Consider the following 14214-nt stretch of genomic DNA (forward strand, 5'->3'; position numbering starts at 1 on the left):
GCCCGGACCGTCCGAGCGACGCTGCCACCGATGTGGCGTGCTTAGAAAATAACCTGAAAAAAAACATGCTGTCGAGAGGGAAAGTAAAAAAAAGATATCGCGTTAAAACAGGAACCCTGCTGTCGCTAAAAGCGGAAGGCTGATGACGTAAAATGGTTTTTTAATACCCGTTATTTAACATGGTGTTATCATAACCATTACCTCGCTGCGCTTCGTTCAGAAAAATTCAGCCGGACAGAAGAACTTTCCGAACAATCCCCTTTGTAAATTGTGGCTTTTCCTCATTTGATAAACCTGACGGATAGCTGGTCAATACGCGCCAGGTTTTTTATCATGGTTCTTTCCCGATTCTCCAGGTTCACTTGTGCACGAAATATTCGATATGCTGCTGGCGGTATTTGATCGCGCAGCGCTAATGCTGATTTGTCTGTTTTTCCTCATTCGCATTCGCCTGTTCCGCGAGCTTCTGCACAAGTCAGCGCACTCGCCAAAAGAGCTGCTGGCCGTCACTGCCATCTTTTCGATGTTTGCCCTTTTCAGTACCTGGTCCGGCGTGCCTGTCGAAGGGTCGCTGGTCAACGTGCGCATTATCGCCGTGATGTCAGGCGGGATACTGTTTGGCCCCTGGGTTGGGGTGATCACCGGATTGATTGCCGGTACACACCGCTATTTGATTGATATCGGCGGCGTGACGGCTATTCCGTGCTTTATTACCAGCATTATCGCCGGGATCCTGTCCGGCTGGATTAACCGTAAATTCCCCAAAAAGCAGCACTGGCGCGCCGGGATCATCGCGGGCATGGTGTGTGAAACCTTGACCATGATTTTGGTTGTGGTGTGGGCACCCACGACCGCTCTTGGGCTGGATATTGTTTCGAAAATCGGTATTCCGATGATCCTCGGCAGCGTCTGCATCGGCTTTATTGTCCTGCTGGTGCAGAGTGTCGAAGGGGAAAAAGAGGCCAGCGCCGCACGTCAGGCCAAGCTGGCACTCGATATTGCCAACAAAACGCTGCCGCTTTTCCGCCACGTTAACGTTGAGTCTTTACGCCAGGTCTGCGATATCATCCGTCGCGATATTCACGCCGATGCCGTCGCCATCACCAATATCGACCACGTGCTGGCCTACGTGGGCGTCGGGGAGCACAACTATCGTGACAACGACGACACCATCAGCCCAACCACCCGACAGGCGATCAACTACGGTAAAATCATCATTAAAAACAATGATGAAGCCCACAGGACGCCCGAAATACATTCCATGCTGGTGATCCCATTGTGGGAGAAAGGGGTCGTCACGGGCACGCTGAAGATTTACTACTGTCATGCGCACCAGATCACCTCCTCATTGCAGGAAATGGCGATTGGTCTGTCGCAAATCATCTCAACTCAGCTGGAAGTCTCGCGCGCGGAGCAGCTGCGCGAAATGGCAAATAAGGCAGAGCTACGCGCGCTGCAAAGTAAAATTAATCCTCATTTCCTGTTTAACGCGCTGAACGCCATCTCCTCCTCCATTCGCCTTAATCCGGACACCGCCCGCCAGCTGATTTTCAACCTGTCACGCTATCTGCGCTACAACATTGAATTGAAAGATGACGAGCAGATCGACATCAAAAAAGAGCTTTATCAAATCAAAGATTACATCGCGATCGAGCAGGCCCGCTTTGGCGATAAGCTCACCGTCATTTACGATATTGATGAAGAGGTCAACTGCGTGATCCCAAGCCTGCTGATCCAGCCGCTGGTGGAAAACGCCATTGTCCACGGAATTCAGCCGTGCAAAGGCAAAGGCGTAGTGACCATTAGCGTGACCGAGAGCGGGAATCGCGTGCGCATTGCGGTGCGCGATACCGGCCACGGTATCGACCCAAAGGTTATTGAACGCGTGGAATCTAACGAAATGCCGGGCAATAAGATTGGCCTTTTGAATGTCCACCACCGGGTCAAACTGCTGTACGGCGACGGGCTGCACATTCATCGCCTGGAGCCGGGCACAGAAATCGCGTTTTACGTGCCGAATGAACGCACCCCCGTTCATGCACCGATATCCCTGATGCCATAGGCCGGAGTTACAGATGAAAGTCATCATTGTGGAAGATGAGGTTCTGGCTCAACAGGAGCTGAGCTGGCTTATCAAAACGCACAGCCAGATGGAGATTGTAGGCACCTTCGAAGATGGCCTGGACGTGCTGAAATTCCTCCAGCACAACCGGGTCGATGCCATTTTTCTCGATATTAATATTCCGTCGCTGGATGGCGTGCTGCTGGCGCAAAATATTAATCAGTTTGCCCACAAGCCCTTTATTGTCTTTGTTACCGCGTGGAAAGAGCACGCCGTGGAGGCCTTCGAGCTGGAAGCGTTTGACTACATCCTCAAGCCTTATCAGGAGTCGCGTATTATCAGCATGCTGCAAAAGCTGGAAGCGGCATGGAAACAGCAAGCCGCACCTGCGACCGCAAGCCCTGCTATCCGGGAGAATGACACCATCAATCTGGTGAAGGATGAAAGGATCATCGTCACGCCTATCGACGATATTTATTACGCCGAAGCACATGAAAAGATGACGTTTGTCTATACGCGACGTGAATCGTACGTGATGGCGATGAACATCACCGAGTTTTGCAGCAAGCTACCTGCGGCGCACTTCTTCCGCTGCCACCGTTCGTTTTGCGTCAATTTGAACAAGATCCGCGAGATCGAACCCTGGTTTAACAACACGTATATTTTGCGTCTGAAGGATCTCGACTTTCAGGTGCCGGTGAGCCGCAGCAAGGTAAAAGAGTTTCGCCAGCTGATGCACCTGTGAGCATTCCCCTCTCCCGCAGGAGAGGGGAATGACCATCAGAGAATGTGTCCCAGAACCTGACGCAAATGCGCACCCGATCCCAGCAGCCCTGGATTATCGTGCACAATCAGGTAAACAGGGATGTCCTGCACGTAGCTTCTGAAGCGCCCTTTATCTTCAAACCCGCCGCGGAAACCAGAGGCTTTAAAGAACTCGAGGAAGCGCGGCATGATACCGCCCGCAATATAGACGCCGCCAAAGGTGCCCAGCGTCAGCGCCAGGTTGCCGCCGAAACGCCCCATAATCACGCAGAACAGGGACAAGGCCCGACGGCAATCGATGCAGCTGTCCGCCAGTGCGCGCTCTGTCACGTCTTTAGGCTGCAGATTTTCAGGCAGACGACCATCAGATTTCACAATCGCACGGTACAAATTGACCAGCCCGGGACCCGACAGCACGCGTTCGGCAGAAACGTGGCCGATCTCAGCACGTAACTCTTCGAGGATAATGCCCTCTTCTTCACTGTTCGGCGCGAAATCCACGTGGCCGCCTTCGCCTGGCAGACTGACCCAGCGCTTATCCACGTGGACAAGGTGAGAGACGCCCAGCCCGGTTCCCGCGCCGTAAACCGCAATTGGCTTGCCTTCAACCGGCGCCGTGCCGCCAAACTGGATCAGGTGTTCCGGCTTCAGCATCGGGATCGCCATCGATACCGCCGTGAAGTCATTGATGATTTCAAGATGCGCAAAGCCGAGGTTTTTTTTCATTTCGGCAATGGAGAAGGCCCAGGTGTGGTTGGTCATCGCCACCCAGTCACCGGTAATCGGGCACGCAATAGCGATACAGCCGTCTTCGACGCTGACCTTATGCTCTTCAAGATAGACGCGAACCACGGCTTCCAGACTTGGATAATCCAGCCCTGAATAGGTTTTCGCCTGGGAAATGTCACCGCTATTTACATCGCAGAGTGCAAGGCGCGCGTTCGTGCCGCCCACATCACCTACCAAAGCATACTTTGTCATTCTTCTACTGCTCCGCTAAAGTCAGAATAAATCTTTGGAACACTGTAAATTCAAGGCGTGATAACAACAACGACCAGAAAGTGAATGCCCCAGGATTATCGATCTTCGTCACAGAATAACTTTACCGTTTCAGCACCTTTTGCACTATTGCCATAAAGCTGATTGTGCAAAGTAACGTTATACCGTTTTGTACAAGGAAATCATCATGCTCCACCCGCGAGCCAGAACCATGCTGTTATTAGCAATACCGGCGCTCGTTATTGGCGTTGCTTCAAGCCTGGTGCTCATCGTCGTGATGAAAGTCGCGTCGGTACTGCAAGCGATGTTATGGACCGCCCTGCCTGCCAATATTGGCTTCAGCCCTGATTCTCCTGTATGGATTATCGTCATGCTGACGCTCACCGGTATTGTGGTGGGTTTGGTGATTCGTTTCAGTCCGGACCATGCCGGGCCCGATCCCGCGCAGGAACCGCTGATCGGCGCGCCCGTCAGCCCGGCAGCGCTGCCGGGACTGATCGTTGCGCTGATCGTGGGTCTGGCGGGCGGCGTCAGCCTGGGGCCTGAACATCCGATCATGGCGGTCAATATCGCGCTGGCGGTTTTCCTGGGTTCGCGCATTTTACCGCGCGTCAACGCGCTGGACTGGACGATCCTGGCCTCTGCGGGCACCATCGGCGCGCTGTTCGGCACCCCCGTCGCCGCCGCGCTGATCTTCTCCCAGACGCTGAGCGGTAATAATGACGTCCCGCTCTGGGACAAACTCTTTGCGCCGCTGATGGCCGCCGCTGCCGGTGCGTTGACCACCAGCCTGTTTTTCCATCCCCACTTCTCTCTCCCTCTCCCCCACTATGGCCAGATGCAGGTCGCGGACATTTTTAGCGGCGCAATTGTGGTCGCCATCGCCATTGCGCTGGGCATGGTCGCGGTATGGTGTCTTCCGCGCCTGCATCGGCTGATGCATAAGCTCAAACATCCGGTGCTAATTTTGGGTATCGGGGGGCTGCTTCTCGGCATTCTGGGCGCTATCGGCGGCAAAGTGACGCTGTTTAAAGGCCTGGAGGAAATGCAGCAGTTGGCATTCAGTCAGGTGTTTAGCGTGTCGGATTATCTGCTGTTTGCGGTGATAAAGCTGGCGGCGCTGGTCGTGGCCGCCGCGTGCGGTTTTCGAGGCGGACGCATCTTCCCGGCGGTGTTTGTCGGGGTAGCGTTAGGTCTGATGTTGCACGAGCATGTGGACGCCGTTCCGGCTGCGATAACCGTTTCGTGCTCGATTCTGGGGCTGGTACTGGTAGTGACGCGGGATGCATGGCTAAGCCTGTTTATGGCCGCCGTCGTGGTGCCTGACTCTACCCTCTTCCCTCTGCTCTGTATCGTGATGTTGCCCGCCTGGCTCCTGCTGGCGGGCAAACCGATGATGATGGCCTGGCGAAACGATAAGTGATCAGGCGCTATTTCGCGCCTCCAGCGCTTTGGTTATCGCGCCCAACAGCGGGGGAATATCCGCTTTGGGCAGCATGACCTCAATGAGCGAAAGCCGCTCATGGTGCGCCACTTTTTCCAGCACGTCCGCCAGCTGATCGACTTCACTGACCCGCCAGCATTCGGCCTGAGGATCCAGGCTCAGTGCCTGCGGGATCTGCGTCCAGTTCCACAGGGCGATATCGTTGTACCGCTGTTCAGGTCCGTGTATGGCCCTCTCAACCGTGTACCCTTCATTGTTGAGCACCAAGATAATCGGGTGCTGCTTATCGCGCAGCATTGAGCCCATTTCCTGAATCGTCAGCTGTGCGGCACCATCCCCGGTCAGGACAATCACGCGCCGGTCCGGGCATGCCGTCTGCGCGCCAAAGGCCGCCGCCAGCGTGTAGCCAATCGACCCCCAGAGCGGCTGAACGATAAAATTAACGTCCGCAGGTAAGCGAAGATCGATCGCGCCAAACGCCGAGGTACCCTGATCGGCAAGAATAATGTCGCCGGGGCGAATGAAGGTTTGCAGCGTGCTCCAGAAGTTCTCCTGCGTGAGTGAAGCGCCCTCTGCAGGCCAGGAAAAACCACTGTGTGTCGAGGGTGCAGGGCTTTCATGCACATGTTGTTTGCATAACTCTGCCAGCGTCTCAATCGCCTGCAGCATGGGAATGCCCGTAAACCAGACGTCGCCCACGCGGGAAGCATGAGGCTGCACTTCGATGGTCTGAGCGGGAGTGAGCTGGTGAGTGAACCCGGCGGTCAGGGTATCGGTAAACCGCGTACCAATGCACAGCACTGTGTCAGCTCTTTCAATCGCCTCTTTGACCGGCTCCGCGCTCGCTGAACCACTATAAGTACCGTAAAAACCCGCCTGACGCTCATCAAAAATCCCTTTCCCCATCAACATGGTGGCGTGTGCCATCGGCACCTCTTTCACCCATTTCTGCAGCGCAGGTTTTAGCCCATGGCGGAGCACCAGAAAATCGGCCAGCAGCGCGGTCCGTTTGCTCATGGCCAGGCGACTCCGGGCGGCATCACGAAACGCTTTGAGACAGGCATTGTCCGCGTGAACAGGCTTAACGGTGAGAGCGCTTACAGGTGGCGTCGCGGCTTTTTTCGCCACATCCGCAGGCAACATTAAATAGCCCGGACGGCGTTCGCGCAGCATGGTGGTCAGCACGCGGTCAATTTCGTAGCAGGCATTTTGTTCGGTCAGTATCGCCTGCGCGACGGTGATGGGTTCGCTCATATGGTAAAAATGACGGAACTCACCGTCACCTAAGGTATGGTGCAATAACTCGCCTTTTTGCTGCGCCGCCATTCCCGGCGCCCCCACAATATGCAACACGGGAACGTGTTCGGCAAAGCTACCCGCCACCCCGTTCATGGCGCTTAGCTCTCCGACGCCGAATGTGGTTAACAGCGCGGCAAAGCCCTTACATCGGGCATAGCCGTCTGCGGCATATGACGCGTTAAGTTCGTTGGCACAACCCACCCAACAGATATCCGGGCTGTCTATTACATGGTCGAGAAACTGCAGGTTATAGTCGCCCGGCACGCCAAACAGATGATCGGTTCCACAATCAGTCAGACGGTCCAGCAGGTAATCGGCGACGCAGTATGGGGTACGCATAAACAGGTATCCTTCTAATGTTGTTCTCACCTTGAGTATTAAATAAGCGTGATGGCTGTCCAGAAAAGGCAGTAAGAAGGAGTTGGAAAGAATGCTTTACAAAAAATGCTGCGCTATTCTCTCTTTTTTCGCGCTAGTGTAACCGTATACACACGTTTTTCTTATCAGCGTCAGAGGTCACGATCATGCGTTATCAGCCGGATAAAAATCGTTATCAGACAATGGAGTATCGCCGCTGCGGACAAAGCGGACTGAAATTGCCCGCCATCTCGCTTGGGCTTTGGCATAACTTTGGCGATGCCACACTCATCGAAAACAGCCGTCAACTTTTACAGCGCGCGTTCGATTTGGGGATTACGCATTTCGACCTTGCCAACAACTATGGCCCTCCTCCCGGTTCAGCTGAACGTAATTTCGGGCGCATTTTGCTGGAAGATTTTCTCCCCTGGCGCGATGAGTTAATTATCTCGACGAAAGCAGGATATACCATGTGGGACGGTCCCTACGGCGACTGGGGCTCGCGTAAATACCTGATATCGAGTCTGGATCAGAGCCTGAAACGCATGGGGCTGGAGTATGTCGACATCTTCTATCATCACCGCCCGGACCCGGAAACACCGCTTCAGGAAACAATGAAAGCGCTCGACCATCTGGTGCGACAGGGCAAGGCACTGTACGTCGGGTTATCCAACTATCCTGCGGAACTGGCGCGCCAGGCAATTGAAATCCTTCACGACCTCGGTACGCCTTGTCTTATCCACCAGCCTAAATATTCGATGTTTGAGCGTGCCCCTGAAGCGGGTTTGCTGGATGTACTGCAGCAGACAGGAGTGGGATGTATTCCCTTCTCTCCTCTCGCGGGTGGTCAATTAACCAACCGTTATCTGAACGGCATTCCAGCGGACTCCCGTGCGGCCAGCGGCAGCACGTTCCTGAACCCGGATCAGCTCACCGACGAAAAGCTGGAAAAAGTGCGTAAGTTAAACGCCCTGGCCGAAAGCCGCGGTCAGAAGCTATCGCAGATGGCTCTGGCCTGGATTTTACGCCACGATACTGTGACGTCTGTACTGATTGGGGCCAGTAAAACCGCGCAAATTGATGACGCGGTGGGCATGCTGGACAATCGCCATTTCTCGGAAGATGAATTGACGCGGATCGACGATATTCTGGCCTGAACAAATTAAAGCCGACTTTAGCAAAAAGTGCTCTTATCTGTGAATTCGGAGTTGAGGCGATGAAACGAGGCTTTACCAACTCGTAATATTGCGTTAACAGGCCCACAAGGCCCCGATCGTGAAGGAGAAGAGTATGTTCAGGTCACTGATTTTAGCAGCGGTATTAATGGCTTCTGCCCCGCTGGTCGCCAATGCTGGCGAGATCACCCTGTTGCCATCAGTAAAATTACAAATTGGCGATCGTGATGACTACGGCAGATACTGGGACGGTGGCTACTGGCGCGACCGTGATTACTGGAACCGTCATTATGAATGGCGTGGTGACCGCTGGCGCAAGCATGATAATGGTCGGCATCGCGGCTGGTATAAAAACAACGCCTATGAACGCGGCTACCGTGAAGGCTGGAACGATCGCGATGACCGTCGTGGCGGCTGGGGCGGACACGGTGGTAAACATGGTCACGGTGGTCACGGCCATCGTCACTAACGTAAAAAGGAGCCTTTTGGCTCCTTTTTTTGTTTTAAAGACCCAGCGCGGTTCCGACTAACAACCACAGATTCAGCGTCACCACCACGACCACAATCGCCCACCCGGTCCTTTTCACCAGCGTCGAGTTCACGAGATCGCCCATCAGTGTTTTATCGCTGGTAAAAATCAGCAACGGCACCAGAGCAAGGGCAATACCAAAACTCAGCAGGACCTGGCTCATTACCAAAATGCGGGTAGGATCCAGTCCCATCAGAATCACAATAAACGACGGCAGCATGGTGACGGCGCGACGCACCCACAGCGGAATATGAAAACGCACGAATCCCTGCATCACCACTTGTCCCGCCAGCGTGCCTACCACCGTGGAAGAGAGGCCAGCAGCCACCAGGCTCAGGCCAAATATCGTTGCTGCGGCATGGCTCAGTAACGGTTCCAGCGTCAGATAAGCCTGATCGAGATCGGCAATCCCCGTGTGACCATTAAAGTGGAAAGCGGCAGCGGCGGTGGCCATCATCGCCAGATTCACAAAACCGGCAATCGTCATGGCAAACGCGACATCCCATTTTGTCGCGGAATAGCGTTCCTTACGGGTTCCACCGTGCAGATGTTGTGTCAGGGAGGAGTGCAGGTAAATCACATGCGGCATAATGGTCGCCCCGAGGACGCCAGCAGCCAGGAATACCGCTTCGGAGGTGGGCAGACTTGGGATCACCATCCCTTTACTCAGCTGCACCAGATTCGGCTGGGAGAAGATCAGCTCCACAATATAGGCTGCAGCAACAAACAGCAGCAGACCACCGATGACTTTTTCCAGCGGCTTCTGTCCCCGGCGCTGCAGCATCAGAATAAGGAAAGTCGCAATCCCGGTCAGCACAGCCCCTTGCAACAGCGACACGCCGAGGATCAGTTTAAATCCAATCGCAGCCCCTATGAATTCGGCCAGGTCGGTTGCCATGGCGATAATTTCAGCCTGGACCCAGTACAGCCAAACCGCCGGACGCGGGTAATGGTCGCGGATCTGCTCTGCCAGGTTTTTGCTCGTGGCAATGCCGAGCTTCGCTGAGAGCATCTGAATCAGCATGGCCATCAGGTTAGCCCAGACGACCACCCACAGCAATGTGTAGCCGAAGCTGGCTCCGGCCTGAATGTTGGTCGCAAAATTACCCGGATCGATATAGCCAATGGCAGCAATGAACGCAGGTCCCATTAATGCGAACCGCAACTTGCGCGCTGCTCTGCCACTGCTACCCTCTACGCGACTGTTTGTCATTTCTGCCTCTGAAATATAGCCTTTGCTATGTTTAATGCTATCAAAATGAGAATGATTATCAAGATCATTTGTAAGGTTTGTAATGATTTCTCTGATAGCTTTTGACGATAGATGGGCAGGTGAGATGCGGGTGCTCTAAATGAAACAGAGTTAGCGCACACTTTTGTGAAGCCTAGCACACAAACTTAACTTTTCACTCATTTACCTAACATAACAAAAATGTATTGTTGATCACTATTTTTGAGACTCGTCACAGGATGTAACTATAGTGTGTTCTTGATCTCGTTTTCTTTTCGCTTGTTACATAGAATGTGCACGAAAATTAAACCTGCCTCATATTTGGAGCAAATATGGACCGCGTCCTTCATTTTGTCCTGGCACTCGTTGTCGTTACTGCACTCGCATTGCTGGTCAGCACAGACCGCAAAAATATTCGTATTCGCTATGTTGTCCAACTGCTGGTCATTGAAGTATTACTTGCGTGGTTCTTCCTGAACTCCAACGTGGGCCTCGGCTTCGTGAAAGGCTTCTCCGAGATGTTCGAAAAACTGCTCGGGTTTGCTAACGAAGGGACTAACTTCGTCTTTGGCAGCATGAACGATCAAGGTCTGGCCTTCTTCTTCCTGAAGGTGCTGTGCCCTATCGTCTTCATCTCTGCACTGATTGGTATTCTGCAACACATCCGTGTTCTGCCGGTGGTTATCCGCGCGATTGGCTTCCTGCTGTCCAAAGTGAACGGCATGGGCAAACTGGAATCCTTTAACGCCGTGAGCTCACTGATCCTCGGTCAGTCTGAGAACTTCATCGCGTACAAAGATATTCTGGGCAAAATGTCCCGCAACCGCATGTACACCATGGCGGCAACCGCAATGTCTACCGTATCCATGTCTATCGTGGGCGCATACATGACCATGCTGGAGCCAAAATACGTGGTGGCGGCGCTGGTCCTGAACATGTTCAGCACCTTTATTGTGCTGTCGCTGATCAACCCTTACCGTGTTGACGCAAGCGAAGAGAACATCCAGATGTCAAACCTGCATGAAGGACAGAGCTTCTTCGAAATGCTGGGTGAATACATTCTGGCTGGCTTCAAGGTCGCCATTATTGTTGCCGCTATGCTGATTGGTTTTATCGCGCTGATCGCCGCCCTGAACGCCCTGTTCGCAGCGGTGCTCGGTATCTCCTTCCAGGGCATCCTGGGCTACATCTTCTATCCAATTGCATGGGTGATGGGTGTTCCGGCTCATGAAGCACTGCAGGTTGGCAGCATCATGGCAACCAAACTGGTTTCTAACGAGTTCGTGGCAATGATGGATCTGCAGAAAATTGCCAGCACGCTCTCTCCACGTGCGGAAGGCATTCTGTCCGTGTTCCTGGTTTCCTTCGCAAACTTCTCTTCCATCGGTATTATCGCCGGTGCGATTAAAGGCCTGAACGAAGAGCAGGGTAACGTGGTTTCTCGCTTCGGCCTGAAGCTGGTGTACGGTTCTACGCTGGTGAGCGTACTGTCTGCCTCTATCGCAGCGCTGGTACTCTAACTCGCAGAGTGAAAAAAAACCGGGAGCATGAAAGCTCCCGGTTTTTTTATACCCGTAATTCGGCAAGCGGTCTGGGTTTACCTAACAGGTAGCCCTGCAGATAATCGACACCAAGGTGCAGCAACATATCCCGCTGCGCCGGGGTTTCCACATATTCCGCAACCACGCAGAGCGATTTTGTTTTCGCCAGATTACAGATTGACTGCACAATCATCGCATCCATGTTGTCGCTGCAGATATCCTTTACGAAACAACCATCAATCTTGATGATGTCGGCCTGCAGGCGCTTCAGACGCTCAAAGTTGGCATAGCCTGTTCCAAAGTCGTCAATAGCAATACGGAACCCATGATCCCTCAGCTGCTGGATATTGTTAATGCTACTGCCCGAATTGGAGAAAGCCTGTTCTTCGGTAATCTCGATGACCACAGCCTGGGGCGGGACGGTATAGCGAGCGAAGAGCGCGATAATCTCCGTGGCAACCTCTTTTTGCATCAAGGTCATCGGCATCAAATTGACGGAGAAGCGGGTGCCAGCATGTGTGGCGGGATTATCCCGCAGCCAGACCAGTAACTTCTCAACCACATTCAGATCAAAACGATGGCTCAGGTTAAACTGGGCAATCAGCGGAATAAAGCGATCGGGGGTGATCATCTCTCCCTCGCTTTCCAGGCGCGAGAGGATTTCGTAATATCCTTTCCCCTCGGCATTCTGAATCGACTGGGCATACAGCTGGAGCCCGTCAGCATCAAGCGCACGTTTAATACGCCCTAACATCAGCACCCTGTCGGTGGTTTGTCCGGAGACGTCCTCAATGCTGTTCGTCAGAGCAAGCACATTATGCGCAGCACATGACTGCTCCGCCAACCAGCTAAGCTGCCCAAGCGTATGGTGCAGGTTCTCACCATCTTCAACCTCTCCCCAGGACGCCCCAAACTCTATATCCAGCCCAGTGTTGTTCCAGTAAATCTTGCGGCTATTCAGTTGGTCGACCATATGTTGCAGGCGCTCTGACGTTCCCGGCCCCAGCAATACCAACACCAGCTCACTGCCGGGCAACTGGAAAAGCTGCTCATCTTTTTGCAGTAAGGGCTGGAGCGACGCGGTAATCATCCGCTTGCAGTGAACCCGCATCAGAATGCCGTAGTGGCGGCTAAGAAACTCCAGATTATCCATTCGCAGACAACACACCTTGGCGTCAGGGTGGATCAGGAGAAAGTCATCCAGCGCGCGAATGTTAGGCAAACCGGTCAACGGATCGGTTAACGCCCTGTCCTGCCAGCCCTTCTTCATCCATTCGCTTCGCCGGTAAATCCGCGACATATAAAGCAAACAGATGGCAAAAGAGATGAGTACAGACAGGATAAAGGAGAGCGAGTGACCCGACTCCACCCCGTTCAGAAAGTTGTCGTTGTAGGTCAGTAGCAGGAGTGCGGATGCCGCCCAGAGCAATGACATAAGCGCATAACTTAAACAGCTGATGCCCAACGTAAAAAGAATAAAAATAATGGGTACAAGATATCCTGCAATTATAGGTGACTCTAGCGGTGCACATAAAATTGCCATGAGGGCAATCAGAAGCGTCAGCCAGACAAATATAAACAATGATTTCTTGTGAAAAAACACCGGCTTCACGCTCCGCAGCCAGAAGGTTCTGGCGTAGCGAGGATTAATAATCATTCTTAATGGATAATAGAACATCATGGTGAAAATCAACGCCGCGCAGATCAGGCTTTGAATATCCACAACGCTGTAAATAAGGGTGCCTTCACCGAAGTAAGTGGAGATTGTTACCGGGAAATCGAATAAATATCCTGCCAGATACATTGATATTTTGATACCTATCGGCACCATAAAACCCAGCCAGAAAATACGGATCCCGATGTATTTATTAGGCATGCTGTGGCGCCAGCGCCTGCCCAGCACAAGACGGATAATGCCACACACAGCGAAAACTGAAAAAGTCTGACAAAACAGCAGAACTGCATATTGTAGCGGTGCTAAATCAACAACAAATATATTAGTAATAGTAAAACCTAACAGAACGGGAATAATTGCCCGACGGCCAAACAACAAAATAACGGCCAGCATAACGCTTAAGGGTAGCCATGCTAAATAGACATCATGCCCGTTAACAATAGCGCGCGGGGAGATATAACGGGAAAATGGCACCGCAATCAGGCATAGCGCGAGGGCAATCATAAATATTTTTACATTATTGTAAGTTTTTCTATTCATTCAGTCAGAGAATCTATTTTACCATCATATCATTGACCGGATGGATAATAGGTTTATTAATTGCTCGAATCAAGTTCAAGTCTATTTATAGACTCGTTTATTGATTTGAATTGAGGTGAGGTATAGAAAAAGCGTTTTATCGCAACAAAAGCAGTATAAATATTTTACAAAGGCATAAAAAAAACCCCCGTCTTTCGACGAGGGTTCAAATTTTGGTGGAGCTAAGCGGGATCGAACCGCTGACCTCTTGCATGCCATGCAAGCGCTCTCCCAGCTGAGCTATAGCCCCACATGTTACTTTACTTACCGCACTCTGTTGGGTTCAGAGTTTGGTGGAGCTAAGCGGGATCGAACCGCTGACCTCCTGCATGCCATGCAGGCGCTCTCCCAGCTGAGCTATAGCCCCGTCGTAAAGCTGTCATGTTGACGGGCGGCATAATATGAATTCCGCCGCTGAGTGTCAACGGCAAAATCAGTCCCCACCTTTCAATCGCTGAAAAATCATGCAAATGAATCACTTTGCGAGCCTGCTCGCAGTCAGGAGTTAAGCCTGTCACGTTTTCGCGTAAAACGGTGCTATAAGATGAACCACTAATT

10 protein-coding genes and 2 tRNA genes are annotated in these 14214 nt (G+C 52.5%); 6 read left to right on the plus strand and 6 right to left on the minus strand.

What is annotated here, in order from left to right; all coding sequences use genetic code 11:
- Positions 1-364: 364 nt before the first annotated feature.
- Together ACTJJA_RS14185 and ACTJJA_RS14190 are read left to right on the plus strand one after the other, a co-directional pair.
- A complete protein-coding gene (locus ACTJJA_RS14185; RefSeq protein ID WP_174340867.1) occupies positions 365-2062 on the plus strand; it encodes a sensor histidine kinase in 1698 nt (565 codons plus the stop codon).
- A gap of 13 nt (positions 2063-2075) precedes the next feature.
- Positions 2076-2807, plus strand: coding sequence for a LytR/AlgR family response regulator transcription factor (locus tag ACTJJA_RS14190; RefSeq protein ID WP_010433183.1), 732 nt, complete (start codon positions 2076-2078; stop codon positions 2805-2807).
- Positions 2808-2842: 35 nt separating this feature from the next.
- Here the strand turns inward: ACTJJA_RS14190 and glk are convergent, their stop codons facing one another.
- Positions 2843-3808 (minus strand): glucokinase, encoded by a 966-nt coding sequence (glk, locus tag ACTJJA_RS14195; protein ID WP_440668494.1) that lies wholly within the window; start codon positions 3806-3808, stop codon positions 2843-2845.
- 205 nt (positions 3809-4013) lie between these two features.
- Here glk and ACTJJA_RS14200 point away from each other — a divergent pair, with 205 nt between their 5' ends.
- Positions 4014-5249, plus strand: a complete 1236-nt coding sequence (locus ACTJJA_RS14200; RefSeq protein ID WP_440668495.1) for an ion channel protein — start codon at positions 4014-4016, stop codon at positions 5247-5249.
- Here ACTJJA_RS14200 and ipdC read toward each other — a convergent pair whose 3' ends face one another.
- On the minus strand, positions 5250-6908 hold the full coding sequence (gene ipdC / locus ACTJJA_RS14205; protein ID WP_214598013.1) for an indolepyruvate decarboxylase: 1659 nt from the start codon (positions 6906-6908) through the stop codon (positions 5250-5252). It lies immediately after the preceding gene.
- A gap of 185 nt (positions 6909-7093) precedes the next feature.
- Here ipdC and mgrA point away from each other — a divergent pair, with 185 nt between their 5' ends.
- Together mgrA and ACTJJA_RS14215 are read left to right on the plus strand one after the other, a co-directional pair.
- On the plus strand, positions 7094-8083 hold the full coding sequence (mgrA, locus tag ACTJJA_RS14210) for an L-glyceraldehyde 3-phosphate reductase (protein ID WP_440668496.1): 990 nt from the start codon (positions 7094-7096) through the stop codon (positions 8081-8083).
- 133 nt (positions 8084-8216) lie between these two features.
- Positions 8217-8570, plus strand: a complete 354-nt coding sequence (locus ACTJJA_RS14215) for a DUF2502 domain-containing protein (protein WP_148400472.1) — start codon at positions 8217-8219, stop codon at positions 8568-8570.
- 34 nt (positions 8571-8604) lie between these two features.
- On the opposite strand, the gene ACTJJA_RS14220 is transcribed toward ACTJJA_RS14215, so the two are convergent.
- Entirely contained in the window at positions 8605-9843 is a 1239-nt protein-coding gene (locus tag ACTJJA_RS14220; RefSeq protein ID WP_440668497.1) for an Nramp family divalent metal transporter, read from the minus strand.
- A gap of 350 nt (positions 9844-10193) precedes the next feature.
- Between ACTJJA_RS14220 and nupC the strand changes: the two genes are divergently transcribed.
- Entirely contained in the window at positions 10194-11381 is a 1188-nt protein-coding gene (nupC, locus tag ACTJJA_RS14225; protein WP_010433166.1) for a nucleoside permease NupC, read from the plus strand.
- A gap of 46 nt (positions 11382-11427) precedes the next feature.
- Here the strand turns inward: nupC and ACTJJA_RS14230 are convergent, their stop codons facing one another.
- The 3 genes from ACTJJA_RS14230 to ACTJJA_RS14240 form a co-directional block, all read right to left on the minus strand.
- Positions 11428-13617 (minus strand): EAL domain-containing protein, encoded by a 2190-nt coding sequence (locus tag ACTJJA_RS14230; RefSeq protein ID WP_440668498.1) that lies wholly within the window; start codon positions 13615-13617, stop codon positions 11428-11430.
- Between the two features lie 213 nt (positions 13618-13830).
- Positions 13831-13906 (minus strand) — tRNA-Ala (locus ACTJJA_RS14235).
- A 41-nt stretch (positions 13907-13947) separates the two neighbouring features.
- A tRNA-Ala gene (locus tag ACTJJA_RS14240) sits at positions 13948-14023 on the minus strand.
- Positions 14024-14214: the final 191 nt, after the last annotated feature.

It is taken from the genome of Enterobacter sp. 22452 (genome assembly GCF_052045065.1).
Lineage (GTDB): Bacteria > Pseudomonadota > Gammaproteobacteria > Enterobacterales > Enterobacteriaceae > Enterobacter > Enterobacter mori.